The 13,176-nt window shown below is 71.6% G+C and carries 11 protein-coding genes and 1 tRNA gene; 8 read left to right on the top strand and 4 right to left on the bottom strand.

Translation table 11 applies throughout. The annotated features are described in order from the left end of the window. The first annotated feature begins 18 nt into the window (after positions 1-18). Both ACIQU3_RS27395 and ACIQU3_RS27400 read left to right on the top strand, forming a co-directional pair. Entirely contained in the window at positions 19-2,658 is a 2,640-nt protein-coding gene (locus tag ACIQU3_RS27395) for a phosphoribosyltransferase (RefSeq protein WP_403928181.1), read from the top strand. After that, entirely contained in the window at positions 2,658-3,467 is an 810-nt protein-coding gene (locus tag ACIQU3_RS27400; protein ID WP_403731694.1) for an HAD family hydrolase, read from the top strand. Before ACIQU3_RS27395 ends, ACIQU3_RS27400 begins: the two co-directional genes overlap by 1 nt. Here ACIQU3_RS27400 and ACIQU3_RS27405 read toward each other — a convergent pair. Together ACIQU3_RS27405 and ACIQU3_RS27410 are read right to left on the bottom strand one after the other, a co-directional pair. Further along, entirely contained in the window at positions 3,388-4,170 is a 783-nt protein-coding gene (locus ACIQU3_RS27405) for a DedA family protein (protein WP_403731697.1), read from the bottom strand. The two genes, ACIQU3_RS27400 and ACIQU3_RS27405, sit on opposite strands and share 80 nt — an antisense overlap. A 56-nt stretch (positions 4,171-4,226) precedes the next feature. Further along, positions 4,227-4,433 (bottom strand): zinc ribbon domain-containing protein, encoded by a 207-nt coding sequence (locus ACIQU3_RS27410; RefSeq protein ID WP_385659078.1) that lies wholly within the window; start codon positions 4,431-4,433, stop codon positions 4,227-4,229. A gap of 251 nt (positions 4,434-4,684) precedes the next feature. Between ACIQU3_RS27410 and ACIQU3_RS27415 the strand changes: the two genes are divergently transcribed. From ACIQU3_RS27415 to ACIQU3_RS27425, 3 genes are all read left to right on the top strand, one after another. Further along, positions 4,685-6,841 (top strand): transglycosylase domain-containing protein, encoded by a 2,157-nt coding sequence (locus tag ACIQU3_RS27415; RefSeq protein ID WP_403928330.1) that lies wholly within the window; start codon positions 4,685-4,687, stop codon positions 6,839-6,841. A gap of 55 nt (positions 6,842-6,896) precedes the next feature. Next, entirely contained in the window at positions 6,897-8,177 is a 1,281-nt protein-coding gene (locus ACIQU3_RS27420; protein ID WP_403731703.1) for a hypothetical protein, read from the top strand. A gap of 120 nt (positions 8,178-8,297) precedes the next feature. Next, positions 8,298-9,455 carry an amidase domain-containing protein gene (locus tag ACIQU3_RS27425; RefSeq protein ID WP_403928184.1) on the top strand — a complete coding sequence of 386 codons (1,158 nt, stop codon included), beginning with the start codon at positions 8,298-8,300 and terminating at the stop codon, positions 9,453-9,455. Positions 9,456-9,473: 18 nt separating this feature from the next. Here ACIQU3_RS27425 and ACIQU3_RS27430 read toward each other — a convergent pair whose 3' ends face one another. Next, on the bottom strand, positions 9,474-10,880 hold the full coding sequence (locus tag ACIQU3_RS27430; protein WP_403731708.1) for a hypothetical protein: 1,407 nt from the start codon (positions 10,878-10,880) through the stop codon (positions 9,474-9,476). 253 nt (positions 10,881-11,133) lie between these two features. Here ACIQU3_RS27430 and ACIQU3_RS27435 point away from each other — a divergent pair. Further along, positions 11,134-11,208 (top strand) — tRNA-Val (locus tag ACIQU3_RS27435). 75 nt (positions 11,209-11,283) lie between these two features. Here the strand turns inward: ACIQU3_RS27435 and ACIQU3_RS27440 are convergent. Then, a complete protein-coding gene (locus tag ACIQU3_RS27440) occupies positions 11,284-11,823 on the bottom strand; it encodes a hypothetical protein (RefSeq protein WP_403928187.1) in 540 nt (179 codons plus the stop codon). A 177-nt stretch (positions 11,824-12,000) separates the two neighbouring features. Between ACIQU3_RS27440 and ACIQU3_RS27445 the strand changes: the two genes are divergently transcribed. Both ACIQU3_RS27445 and ACIQU3_RS27450 read left to right on the top strand, forming a co-directional pair. After that, a complete protein-coding gene (locus ACIQU3_RS27445) occupies positions 12,001-12,390 on the top strand; it encodes a DUF6153 family protein (RefSeq protein WP_403731718.1) in 390 nt (129 codons plus the stop codon). 97 nt (positions 12,391-12,487) lie between these two features. Next, a complete protein-coding gene (locus tag ACIQU3_RS27450) occupies positions 12,488-13,165 on the top strand; it encodes a DUF305 domain-containing protein (protein ID WP_403928189.1) in 678 nt (225 codons plus the stop codon). The last annotated feature ends 11 nt before the right edge of the window (positions 13,166-13,176 follow it).

Raw genomic sequence — 13,176 nt, forward strand, 5'->3', positions numbered from 1 at the left:
GAGGAATTCGAAGGGTTCATGGAGAAGGCGGAGAAGGCGGAGAAGGCAGTGAACGAGGGTGAGCACCCCGAGGTGCGCGCCGATGCGGCGACCGGGCCGGCCGGCGTGGCCGACGGCGTCTGGTCCGGCGACTGGGTCGCCGAGCGGCTCGGCGTCAAGCTCGTCGGCGACGACGGGCTGACCGGCCTGCTGGGGCTGGCCCTGCGCCGCAACCCCAAGCGGGCCCACCTGCTGGTGTCGAACGTGCTGGGCAAGCACGTGCCGCAGTCGCCGTCCGTCGTGTACGGCTACGGGTGGGAGCTCGGGCGCCGGGTGCGTGAGCTGCTGGGGGACGACGAGGCCCGCAGAGCCGTCGTCCTCGGCTACGCGGAGACCGCGACCGGCCTCGGCCACTGCGTCGCCGACGGGCTGGGCGTGGCCCGCTACCTGCACTCCACCCGCCGACCGGTCGCCGGTCTCGACCCGGCCGGCGGGTTCGAGGAGTCCCACTCCCACGCGACCTCGCACCTGCTCCTGCCCGAGGACCCCGCCCTGCTGGCCGGTGACGGGCCGCTGGTGCTGGTCGACGACGAGTTCTCCACGGGCAACACGGTGCTGAACACCGTCCGTGATCTTCATGGGCGGTATCCGCGGCGGCGGTACGTCGTGGTGGCGCTGGTGGACATGCGGTCACCCGCGGATGCGGGGCGCCTCGCGGAGTTCGCCGAGGAGATCGGAGCCCGGGTCGACCTGGTCACGGCGGCTTCGGGGACCGTGAGGCTGCCCGAGGGGGTGCTGGAGAAGGGGCAGGAGCTGGTGGCGCGGTACGAGGCGGAGAGTGCGGCGACCGGTGAGTCGTCGTCTGCGGGTGCGTCGTGGCCGGTCGCGCAGTTCCCCGCGCCCCTTGAGGGCGGGGCCGAGACGTCCCTTCCAGGGGCGCGGGGAACTGCGAGAACAGCCCCCACCGGCCCGCACTCGGACGACGACCGCACCAGCCCCCACGCCACCCGCATCAACCTGCACTGGCCCCACGACCTGCCGGACGGCGGGCGCCACGGCTTCACCCCCGCGCATCGGCAGCGTCTGGAGGCCGCCCTCCCGTCGATGGCCCGCCGCCTGGCGCACGCTCTGCCTCACAACGCCCGCCGCGTACACATCCTCGGCTTCGAGGAGCTGATGTACGCGCCGCTGAGGCTCGCCCGCGAGCTGGAGCGCGACACCGGCCTGGAGGTCCGCTACTCCACCACCACCCGCTCACCCGTCCTAGCCGTCGACGACCCCGGCTACGCGATACGCACCCGCCTCGCCTTCCCCGCCCACGACGACCCCGCCGACGGCCCCGGCGAGCGGTACGCCTACAACGTCGCGGGCGCCGGTTTCGACGCCGTGGTCGCCGTCGTCGACTCGGCCGCGGACACGCCCGCACTGCACGCGCCCGACGGTCTGCTGGCCCGCCTGGCCGCGCACACGCCGCGCGTCCTCCTCGCCGTCATACCGTCGTACGCCCCCGAAAGGCCCTCCATGCTGCCCGAGCCCCTGCGCGGCCCCGACTTCTCCTCGTACGCGCCCGAGGAGGTCGGCTGGCTGCTCCAGGACCTCTCGGACGTGACGCTGGAGGCGCCGACCGAGGAGCGCGAGGAGGCGATCCAGAGCGGCGGCGCGCACTACGCGGAGTCGCTGCCCGTGGAGTACCAGCCGAGCGAGCAGTACCAGGCGCTGTTCCACGCCGCCCTGGACGACTCGGCGGCCCGGATCGCACGGGCGGTCGGTGTCGTCACCGAGACGGTCCTCGCGGAACGGTCCCCGCGTCCCGTCCTGGTCTCCCTGGCGCGTGCCGGCACGCCCGTCGGCATCCTCATGCGCCGCTGGGCGCAGCACCGGCACGGCCTCGACCTGCCGCACTACGCCGTGTCGATCGTCCGCGGCCGGGGCATCGACGCCAACGCCCTGCGCTGGCTCGCCGAGCACCACGACCCCCGGGACGTCGTCTTCGTGGACGGCTGGACCGGCAAGGGCGCCATCACCCGTGAACTCGCCGAGGCCCTGGAGGAGTTCGAGAAGTCCGACGGCATCGGCGGCTTCAGTTCCGAGATCGCGGTCCTGGCCGACCCGGGCTCCTGCGTCCGCACCTACGGCACCCGCGAGGACTTCCTCATCCCCTCCGCCTGCCTCAACTCCACCGTCTCCGGCCTGATCTCGCGGACCGTGCTGCGCGCGGACCTGGTCGGCCCGCACGACTTCCACGGTGCGAAGTTCTACCGCGAACTCGCCGCCGATGACGTCTCGGTGGCCTTCCTGGACGCCGTCTGCGCCCGCTTCCCGGAGGTCGCCGACGCGGCCTGCGCCCAGGCCAAGGAACTGCTCGCGACCGACCGCTCGCCCACCTGGGAGGGCTGGGCCGCCGTCGAGCGCATCAGCGAGGAGTACGGCATCCACGACGTGAACCTCGTCAAGCCCGGCGTCGGCGAGACCACCCGGGTCCTGCTGCGCCGCGTGCCCTGGAAGGTCCTGGCCCGGGCCGGGGCGGGCAGCGACCTCGACCACGTGCGCCTGCTGGCCGAGCAGCGCGGGGTGCCCGTCGAGGAGGTCGACCGGCTGCCCTACACCTGCGTCGGGTTGATCCACCCCAAGTACACCCGGGGCGCGACCGGCGCCGACGGCAAGGCGGTGACCCTCTGATGCCCGCGCTCGTCGCCAGCGACCTCGACCGCACCCTCATCTACTCCGCCGCTGCCCTGGCGCTGACCATGCCGGACGCGCGGGCGCCCCGGCTGCTGTGCGTCGAGGTGCACGAGAGCAAGCCGCTGTCGTACATGACGGAGACGGCGGCCCGGCTCCTCACCGACCTGGGTGACGCGGCCGTGTTCGTGCCGACGACCACGCGCACGCGCAAGCAGTACCTGCGCATCAACCTGCCGGGCCCCGCGCCCACGTACGCGATCTGCGCGAACGGCGGCCACCTCCTGGTGGACGGCGTCTCCGACCCCGACTGGCACGCGCAGGTCACCGCACGGCTGGCCGACCAGTGCGCACCCCTGGCCGAGGTCCAGGAGCATCTGCTGCGGACCGCCGACCCGGTCTGGGTGCGCAAGCACCGGGTCGCGGACGACCTCTTCGCCTACCTCGTCGTCGAGCGGGAACTGCTGCACGAGGACTGGGTGAAGGAACTCGCGGTGTGGGCGGAGAACCTCGGCTGGACCGTGTCCCTCCAGGGCCGCAAGATCTACGCCGTGCCGAAGCCGCTCACCAAGAGTGCGGCGATGCGGGAGGTCGCCCGGCGGACCGGGGCCGATCTCACTCTCGCCGCGGGTGACTCCCTGCTCGACACCGACCTGCTCCTCGCGGCGGACCGGGGCTGGCGGCCGGGGCACGGGGAGCTGGCCGACAGCGGGTTCACGGCTCCGTCGATCAAGGTGCTTCCCGAGCGGGGCGTTCTCGCCGGGGAGCGGATCCTGCGGGAGTTTCTGGGGGCAGTTGCGGGCGCCTGAGCGTTCGGGTGTCCTGGTCGTGGTGCGGGTGCGGCTGCGTGGTGGCTTGTCGCGCAGTTCCCCGCGCCCCTTGAGGGCGTGTTTGCTTGGGGCGTCGTAGGAGCCGTATGCCGATGAACACCGCCAGCGCCACGGCCACCACGGCCAGGACCACCTTCGAGTAGGCGGACACGATGTCCGAGACCTGGTGCCAGTTCGCGCCGAGGAAGTAGCCCGCGAGGACGAACGCCGTGTTCCAGATCGCGCTGCCCAGGGTCGTCAGGCCCAGGAACACCGGCAGGCGCATGCGTTCGACGCCCGCGGGCACGGAGATCAGGCTGCGGAAGATCGGGATCATCCGGCCGAAGAACACGGCCTTGGTGCCGTGCTTCAGGAACCAGGCCTCGGTCTTCTCGATGTCGGAGACCTTCACCAGCGGCAGCCGGGCCGCGATCGCCACGGTCCGGTCACGGCCGAGCAGCGCGCCGACGCCGTACAGCGCGAGCGCGCCGATCACCGAGCCGGCCGTCGTCCAGAGCAGCACGGCGAGCAGGCTCATCCGGCCGCTGCTCGCCGCGAACCCGGCGAGCGGCAGGATCACCTCGCTGGGCAGCGGCGGGAACAGGTTCTCCAGGGCGATGGCGAGACCGGCACCCGGCGCGCCCAGCGCGTCCATCAGGTCGTTGACCCACTGCGGCCCGGCGTCCGCTGCGATGGCTCTCATGCCGCCACGCTAGGGAACCGAAGCTGAAGAGATCCTGAGGAAAACGGGCAGCCGCGTCAGCCGCAGCAGCCGCCTCCGCAGCAGCCGCCGCCCGAGCGGGGCGCCGGGGCCGCGGCGGAGCCGCCGACCGCGACGGTGGAGAGCAGCTTGACGGTGTCGTCGTGACCCGACGGGCAGGCCGCCGGCTCGGAGGACTCGGCCATGGGGCGGCTCAGTTCGAAGGTGTCGCCGCAGGTGCGGCAGCGGTACTCGTAGCGAGGCATGAGGACAGATTAATCCGCGCCGAGGTAAATGCCGCCTTTCGCAAATCCATCCGGCCATTGTTGCCGTACCGGTGTGGAGGACATGTAAAGGCCGCTGATAACTTTCGAACGCGCGAAGAGCCGTACAGGCGGGGGATGACGAGGGATCGCTGCCGTCGACCACTGCAGCCAAGCCCTTCCGCGCGAGCACCACCGTAAGCGGGGAGGGAGACGCAGCCGTGTCGAAGGCTGGGCGGGAACCGGACGAGACCATGCAGTTGAAGGTCCCCGACTCCGTGCACGTGGACGAGACCATGGCGTTGCGGGTCGTCGGGGAGGCTGCGACCGGCAAGGCGGACACGGCGTCCGACGCGGCGAAGGACGGGAGCGCACCGGACAGATCGCGCCGACGGCGCAGAGCCCCCCGGCCCTCCCCCCTGTCCCGGCTCACCGCCACGGCCCCGGGGCTGACCCGGCTCGCCGCCCGCCTCGCGGCAGAGGCCCGCCGCCTCCGGCCGCGCTACCCGCACGCCGACCGCACCGGCTGGCGGCGCTGGGCGCCCTCCTGGCGGCAATGGCTCGGTGCCGCGGCGACACTCACCGGCCTGACCGTCGTCCTCCTGGGCTCCGCCTACGCCGCCACCGACATACCGGACAACCTCAACACCTACGCCACCCAGCAGGACAACGTCTACTTCTGGTCCGACGGGACGCCCATGGCCCGCACCGGCTGGGTGCGGCGGCAGGCGATGCCGCTGAAGGACATACCCGAGGACGTGCGCGGCGCGGTGCTGGCGGCGGAGAACGCGAGCTTCTACAGCGACCCCGGCATATCCTTCAGCGGCCTCACCCGCGCCCTGTGGCGCACCCTCGGCCAGGGGGAGACCCAGGGCGGCTCCACCATCACCCAGCAGTACGTCAAGAACGTCTACCTCAACCAGGACCGCTCGGTCGGCCGCAAGTTCACCGAGGCGATGCTCGCCCTCAAGCTCGACAACGAGATGAGCAAGGACGACATCCTCGAGGGCTACCTCAACACCAGCTGGTTCGGCCGCGGCACCTACGGCATCCAGCGCGCCGCCCAGGCCTACTACGGCAAGGACGTCGGCGAACTCGACGCAGGCGAGGCCGCCTTCCTCGCCTCGCTCCTCAAGGGCGCCTCGCTCTACGACCCGTCCGTGAGCCAGGCCAACCACGACCGGGCGGTGGAGCGCTGGTCCTGGATCCTCGACCGCATGGTCGACACCGGCGCGCTGTCGAAGGCCGAGCGCGCCCGGTACAAGGAGTTCCCCGAGCCGCTGAAGCGGACGCCCGGCTACGACACCGGCAAGCAGAGCGACTACCTGGTGGAACTGGCCGCCCAGTACGCCAAGAAGGCGGCGCACCTGACGGCCAGGGAGTTCGACCTCGGCGGCTACCAGATCTACACGACCTTCGACCGCAAGCAGGAGACCGCGCTCACCGACGCCGTGGACGAGGCCCGCAAGCGGGCGCGCAAGGACCACCCGGGCAAGGCGAAGGCCCTGCACTTCGGCGCCTCGTCGGTGGCCGCCGACGGACGCATACTCGCCGTCCACGGCGGCCCGGACCACCGTGAGCAGGGCTACAACGAGTCGAACGCGACCACCGTCCCCGCCGGTTCGGCCTTCCAGCCGTTCGTCTACGCCGCCGCCCTGGAGAACGGCGTGCACAAGACCCGCGACGGCGCCGCGACCGAGGTCACCCCGCAGACGCTCTACGACGGGGACGACGGCATCGCCGTGCGGACACCCGAGGGCCCCTACTGGGACCGCGGCGGCAAGCAGGTCACCTCCCGCAACGACGGCGGGAAGTCCTATGGGCAGATCGCCCTCGGCCGGGCGCTCGCGCTGTCGGTGAACACACCGTTCATGCAGCTCGGCATGGACACCGGCCTGGACACGGTGCGGGCGACCGCCCAGCGGGCGGGCCTGCTCCCCTCCAGCTTCGGCCCGCAGGTCCCCGCGATGTCCCTGGGCAGTGCCACGCCCAGCGCGATCCGCATGGCCAGCGGCTACGCCACGTTCGCCGCCGCAGGCAAGCACGTCGAGCCGTACTCGGTGGCCCGGATCACCCGCAACGGCTCCGAGGTGGCGCTGACGAAGCCCCCGTCCCGCCGTGCGGTGAAGGCGTCCGTCGCCGAGGCGGTCCAGTCCGCGCTGCGGGACGCCTTCCGCACCGCCCGCCCGGGGGCGGCCACGACCGCCGTGGTCGCCGGCAAGGCGGGCACCACGCAGGACGACACCGCCGCCTGGTACGTCGGCACGGCCAACTCCGTGTCGACGGCCGTGGTGGCCTACCGCATCGACCTCACCAAGAGCCTCGAACCCCTGCCCCTGGACGGGATCGCGGGCACCCCCGGCGACAGCGTCCCGTACCGCATCTGGTCCGGTGCCCGAGGCATCGGCTGACCCGAGCCCGGGCACCTTCCGACCTCCCCGTCCCCCCTCGCAGAATGAGCCGCGCATGAAACAGCAGCCGTCCGGTCGCCGCCGCCGACCCCGCGCACCCCGCCGCGCCACGCGCCCGGGGGTGCTGACCCTGGCGGCCCTCCTCGTCGTGGCGTCCCTGATCGGCGGCTATCTGGTGCTGACCCGCTCGGACTCCACCACCCCGACCGCCTCCTCCGGCGCCCGCAAGGACAGCCCTCCGAAGCGGGACAAGGAGCCCCGGTGGGACGGCAGGACGAAGGTCCTCGGGGACGGCTCGACCTCCTACACCGGTCCGCAGAAGGGGCAGTTGAAGCCGGTACCGCTCAAGCCGGGTGAGAAGCCTCCCCAGTTCGTGGTCTTCTCCTGGGACGGCGCGCTGCAGGGCGACGACGGGCTCTTCTCGCACTACCGGGAGCTGGCCGACGAGTACGACGCCCACATGACCTTCTTCCTCACCGGCATCTATCTGCTGCCCAAGGCCAAGAAGGAGCTCTACTCCCCGCCCCGGCACGCCAAGGGATCCGCGGCCATCAGCTTCGCCACCGACGAGCACATACGCACCACGCTGGAGCAGCTCGGCAAGGCGTGGCAGGGCGGGAACGAGATAGGCACCCACTTCAACGGCCACTTCTGCGGCAAGAAGGGCGGCGGCGACTGGAGCGTCGAGGAGTGGAAGAGCGAGATCGACCAGTTCTACGCCTTCACCGAGAAGTGGAAGACCAACACCGGCTTCCGCGACCTCGAACCCCTGCCGTTCGACGTCAGGAAGGAGGTCACGGGCGGCCGCGCGCCCTGCCTGGAGGGCCAGAAGAACCTGCTGACGGCCGCCGAGCACTACAAGTGGCGCTACGACGCCAGCTCCGCGGGCGACTTCCAGATATGGCCCGTCAAGAAGAACGGCATCTGGGACTTCCCGCTGCAGATGCTCCCGTACGAGGGCGGCAAGTACCAGGGCCTCTCGATGGACTTCAACTTCCTCTACAACCAGTCCGAGGGGGAGACCGAGGGCGACCCGGCGAAGTACCCCGAGTGGGAGGAACAGACCGTCGCCTCCTACATGTCCGGCTTCAACCGCGTGTACTACGGCAGCCGGGCCCCGCTGTTCATCGGCAACCACTTCGAGGACTGGAACGGCGGCATATACATGCGGGCCGTCGACCGGGTCATCAAGGAGATGTGCACCAAGAAGGACGTCAAGTGCGTGTCCTTCCGGGAACTGGCCGACTGGCTCGACGCACAGAAGCCCGCGACCCTGCAACGGCTGCGCGGCCTGGACCCGGCGCAGTCGCCCGAATGGTCGACGGTCGTGAAGTGATCACGCCAAAGTAACGGCCGCAACACCCTTCACAGCAGCCACACACTCCATGCGAAGATCTCGTACCCCGGCAACCCTTTGGCCGGGGCTAGAGGGGAAACACCAGTGAAATCACGGAAATTGAGCGGAACGCGACGCCGCGTCACGATAGTCGGGGCCGCGGCGACCTCGGTCGTCGCCGGAGTCGCCCTGCTGCCCAACTGGAGCGCGGGCGCGACGGTCGTCGACGACCCGACGGTGGACGCGCGGACCAAGGCCACCTTCCAGCGACTGGCGGACGCCGTCTTCACCGACCGCACCAACGCCCTGGTCGCCGGCGGACGGGCCGACACCGGCAAGCCGCTGACCGACGGCTTCTCCGGCGATGTCGCCCTGTCCACCGGCACGGCCCGCACCGAGGACGCCACCCTGTCCGAGCTCGGGCAGCGACGGCAGAAGCTGGCGAAGGCCGGCGAGACGTACGGCAAGGCCAGCACCACGGTCACGCTGGACGCGACGCGGGTGACGGGCCGCACGGCCAAGGCGGAGGTCACCGAGACCACGACCCTGACCTACGCCGGAGCCCGTGGGAACGCCCCCAGGACCACCGGATTCCAGGCCCGGCACGAGCTGACCTTCAAGGCCGACCGGCAGGGCGACTGGCGGCTGACCCGCATCCGCGACACCGACCAGGGCGGTCTCGCGGTGAACACGCTGTCCAAGCCGGCCCCCGTCAAGCCGGCCACCGCCGCGGACAACACCACGCCGAACGCACCGCGCGCGGCGATCACCCGCAACCCGGCCCCCGCCCCCAAGACCGCCACGACGTACGACTACAAGGCCATGGCGGCCTACGCCGAGAAGTACTGGAACGTCTACAACAAGGACTACCCGGACTTCAGCGGCCACGGCGCCGGCGGCGACTGCACCAACTTCGTCAGCCAGTCCCTGAAGGCGGGCGGCTGGAAGCACGCCCCCGGCTACGTGTACGACTACACCAAGTGGTTCGGCAACGCAGACATCCAGTCCGACTCCTTCGTCGGCGTCAATGAATGGTCCTGGTTCGCCCAGAACTCCAAGCGGACCACGCCGCTCGCCAACGTCTTCCAGCTCGAGGTCGGGGACGTCCTCCAGATGGACTTCGACCGCGACGGGTCCAAGGACCACACGATGATCGTCACGTACAAGAGCGGCGGTGTGCCGTACGTGACCTACCACTCCAACAACACCCTGCGCAGGTCGGTGGCGAGCCTCGTCGCGTCGTACCCGAACGCGTACTACTACGCCTACCGCACCTGAGAACGGGCGGGGCCGGGCTCAGTGTCCGGCCCCTCGCTCCTCGCGGATCGTGGAGACCACGTGGGCCACGGCCCGGCGGACCGCTTCCGTCTCCGTGAGGAAGTGCCAGTAGTCGGGGTGGCGGCCCTCCAGGCCGGCGACGGCACGGTCCAGGCGGGCCACGGCGTCGTCCAGGGGGCGGGCGTGCCGCGGGTCGGGGGTGTTGCGCCCGGCCATGGCGAGGCGCTGGGCGTCACGGATGGCGAAGCGCGTGCGGTCGATCTCCTGCTGGGGGTCCTTCTGCACGGTGTTCAGGCGGTGCAGCCGGTCGCCGGCGGCCGAGACCGCCTCGTCGGTGCTGTTCAGGAGAGCTCGCACCGTCGACAGCAGGGCCGTCGCGTCGGCCCAGCGCTGTTCACCGCGGGCGGTGTGGGCCTCGGCCAGCTTGGCCTCGGCCCGGCGGACGTTCTCGGCGGCGGCGTCGGGGACGTGCTGCAGGTCCTGCCAGCAGGCCGCGGTGAAGCGGCGGCGCAGCTCGCTCAGGGTCGGTTCGACCTGCTCGGAGCGGGTGGTGAGGGCCTGGGCGCGGGTGCGCAGGGAGACCAGGCGGTGGTCGATCTCCGCGGCGCGGTCCGGCAGCCGCTCGGCCTCCACACGGACCGCCTCCGCCTCACGGCTGACCCGCTCGGCCCGCTCCAGGGTCTGCGGGACGCCGTGCTGTCCGGCGCCCTGGTTCAGCCTGGTCAGCTCCGGGGAGAGAGCGGCGAGCCGGGCGGCGAGGTCGTCCGCCTTCAGGCCGGACGCCCGGACGGAGTCGAGGGCGTTGGAGGCGGCGAGCAGGGCCTGGCGGGCGCGCTCGACCGCGGGGGCGAGGCGGGCCAGCTGCGTCTCGGCCTTGCCGAGCAGGGGACCGAGGCCGTCGGTGAAGCGGTCCAGCTCCTGCTTGACCCGGCCGAGTTCCTCCTTGGCGGCGGTCAGCTCGGCGCGGGCGCGGGAGGCGGCGGACGCCTCCAGGTCGTCGCGGTCGAGGTCGTGGGCGTCGACGGCGTTGATGTAGCGGTGGCTGACCTCGTCGATGCGGTGGCCGAGGGCGTCGAAGTCGGCGACGGCACGACGCGCGGCGGGCGAGTCGTCGACGGCGGTGATCGTCTCGATCGAGATGCGCAGGTCGCGCTGGGCGGTGTCGAGCTCGTAGAACGCGGCCGCGGCGGCGTCTTTCGCCGCCTGGGCCTCGGCCCGCTGGTTCTCGGCCCGGCCGCCGAACCAGCGCCGGGTGCCCCCGCCCGCGAAGGCGGCCGGCAGCGCCAGCGCGGCCACCAGCGGCAACGCCATCAGGGTGAGCGCGTCCCGGAGCGGACGGCCCGGGGTGCGGGAGGCGGCGGGGCGGCGCGGGCGGTGTGCACGCGGCACCGACGGCGAGTCCGGCTGTCCTGGTGTCGCCGTCACATCCCTCTCCCGTGCTGTGGTCCGCCCTGCCCGGTGTCATTCTCCCACCGGTTGAAGACGAACACACGGGCCGTTCAGTTCGCCGTGCGGACCGTCACTTTGCCGCCGCCGGTCCGGACGGACACCACATGAGCGCTGCTCCCACTGCGGTGCACGGACATGACAACGGCTCGCGGCCCCGCGATACGGGTTTGCGGGACTGTGCCCTGGGCCATGTAGGCTGTCGACTCGTCCTGGGCGTGGCCCGGGATCCGGGTGCGTAGCTCAGGGGTAGAGCGCCTGCCTTACAAGCAGGATGTCGGCGGTTCGAAACCGTCCGCGCCCACCACACCGAGTTCCACGGCCAAGGCCCCCCAGGAATGTTCCCGGGGGGCCTTGGCCGACTCCGTGCCCGCGCCCGGGGTCAGTAGTTCGCGTTGGCGAGGAGTTCGCCGTCCTTGTCGTACACCGTGACGAGGCCGTTCTTCGACTCGTAGCAGGAGGTGAACGCGGAGGCGATGAGTTTGCCCTCGCCCTGGTGGGGGCCCATCAGTCCGCCGCTGAAGTCGGTGAAGACCTCCGCCGCGTCGAGGATGTCGTTGCGCTTGTCCGCGCCGGTCACCTTCGTGACGTGTTCGACCGCGGCCTTCTCCGTGTCCGTGCCGTCCTCGGCGACGCAGCTGCGGAACTGCTCGGCCTGGGACTTGTCTTCGGCCGTCCCGGCCTTCTTGGGGCTGTCGTCGCCCGGCTCGCCGTCGGCGGCGACGGCCCTGTCCTTGTTCGAGGTGTCGCCGCTGTCGCCCCCTCCGCCCGCGACGACCGCGGCGATGATGAAGAGGGCGAGGACGCCCGCGCAGCCCAGGCCCGCGATCCTGCCGATGCCGTGTTTCTTCGGCGGCTGGGGCGCGGGGGCGCCGTAGTGGGGCTGCTGCGGGTGGGGCGGCTGCGGGTACTGCTGGCTCATGGGTCCCCCTCGGGATCATTCGTGTCGTGGGTAGGACCCACCGGCGGAGCCGCGCGGTTGTAGAAGGCTCAACGGGTTCACCTGATGGGGGTACTGCCTCCCACACGGACGCAGGAGAGCCGTACGCACGTCCACCCCGGTTCGGTGCCGGGCCGGGGCCGTCCCTACGATGAGCCTGTGAACAGCCCCCGTCAGCGTGCTCCGCGACTCGTTCTGAGGCCGTGGCATGTGCTGGGCGTGCTGGGGCTGTTGGCGGGGTTGCTGGGCATGCACGGGCTGGCGCCCGGCGGGGGGCTGCCCGGGGCCGCGCATGGGCAGCACATGGACGCCCTCATGGTGCGGACGCAGGCCGTGCCCTACGCGCACTGCGGTGGCGGGCACGTCCAGCACGCCGACGCGACCTGTGCGTCGGGTGCCGTCAGCGGCGGACCGGTGCTGCCTCCGCTCCTCCCGGACCCGGTTCCCGGCGCCGTGCGGGAGAGCGCCGTTCGGGCGTATGCCGTCGTGGATACGGAGGGTGCCCGGGCCCCGCCTTCGCTCTCCGAGCTTCAGCTTCTGCGGATCTAGAGACGGCGCGTCACGCCGGCCGGTGCCGACCGGTGGCGGCGTGATGCCTCCGTCGTGTCCGCAACCCTCAGTTCCTTGCAGAAGCAGGAGTTCACGCATGAGCATCAGCATTCGTACCCTGGCGCGCCGCGCCGCCCTCGTGGTGGCGACGGGAACCGCGGCCGTCGTGCTCGCGGCCTGTGGCGGCGACGGTGCCGACAGCGCCGCCGGTGGTGCCGGTCACGGTGACGCCGGAAGCCACAGCCCCGCCACGACCCCCTCGCCCGCCGGCACCCACAACGCCCAGGACGTCGCCTTCGCGCAGGGCATGATCCCGCATCACCGGCAGGCGCTGGAGATGGCGCGGCTGGCCGGTGACCGGGCCTCCTCGGACACGGTCAAGGACCTCGCCGGGCGGATCGAGAAGGCGCAGGATCCGGAGATCCGGACCATGACCGGCTGGCTGAAGAGCTGGGGCGAGGACGTCCCCGCCTCCTCCGGCGGCGGCATGGACCACTCCGCGTCGGGCCACTCCGGCATGCCCGGCATGATGGGCGCCGAGGACATGGACGCCCTGGCGAAGCTGACGGGCAAGGCGTTCGACGTGCAGTTCCTGACGCTGATGGTCGAGCACCACGAAGGGGCCGTGGAGATGGCCCGGACCGAGCAGGGCCAGGGCCGCTACGGCCAGGCCAAGCGCATGGCCGAGGACATCGTCACCGCCCAGAACGCCGAGATCGCCGAGATGAACAAGCTCCTCGGCAAGAGCGGGAGCAGGAGCGGGACCCAGGGCTGATCCGGCAGCCG

Source organism: Streptomyces sp. NPDC101110, assembly GCF_044759525.1.
Classification (GTDB): domain Bacteria; phylum Actinomycetota; class Actinomycetes; order Streptomycetales; family Streptomycetaceae; genus Streptomyces.

Bases quoted from the DNA above. Each gene is read 5' to 3' on its own strand.
- ACIQU3_RS27405 (WP_403731697.1), bottom strand. From the start codon at position 4,170: ATGAGAGCCATCGCAGCGGACGCCGGGCCGCAGTGGGTCAACGACCTG.
- ACIQU3_RS27450 (WP_403928189.1), top strand. From the start codon at position 12,488: ATGAGCATCAGCATTCGTACCCTGGCGCGCCGCGCCGCCCTCGTGGTG.
- ACIQU3_RS27420 (WP_403731703.1), top strand. From the start codon at position 6,897: ATGAAACAGCAGCCGTCCGGTCGCCGCCGCCGACCCCGCGCACCCCGC.
- ACIQU3_RS27395 (WP_403928181.1), top strand. From the start codon at position 19: ATGGAGAAGGCGGAGAAGGCGGAGAAGGCAGTGAACGAGGGTGAGCAC.
- ACIQU3_RS27415 (WP_403928330.1), top strand. From the start codon at position 4,685: ATGCAGTTGAAGGTCCCCGACTCCGTGCACGTGGACGAGACCATGGCG.
- ACIQU3_RS27400 (WP_403731694.1), top strand. From the start codon at position 2,658: ATGCCCGCGCTCGTCGCCAGCGACCTCGACCGCACCCTCATCTACTCC.
- ACIQU3_RS27440 (WP_403928187.1), bottom strand. From the start codon at position 11,823: ATGAGCCAGCAGTACCCGCAGCCGCCCCACCCGCAGCAGCCCCACTAC.
- ACIQU3_RS27410 (WP_385659078.1), bottom strand. From the start codon at position 4,433: ATGCCTCGCTACGAGTACCGCTGCCGCACCTGCGGCGACACCTTCGAA.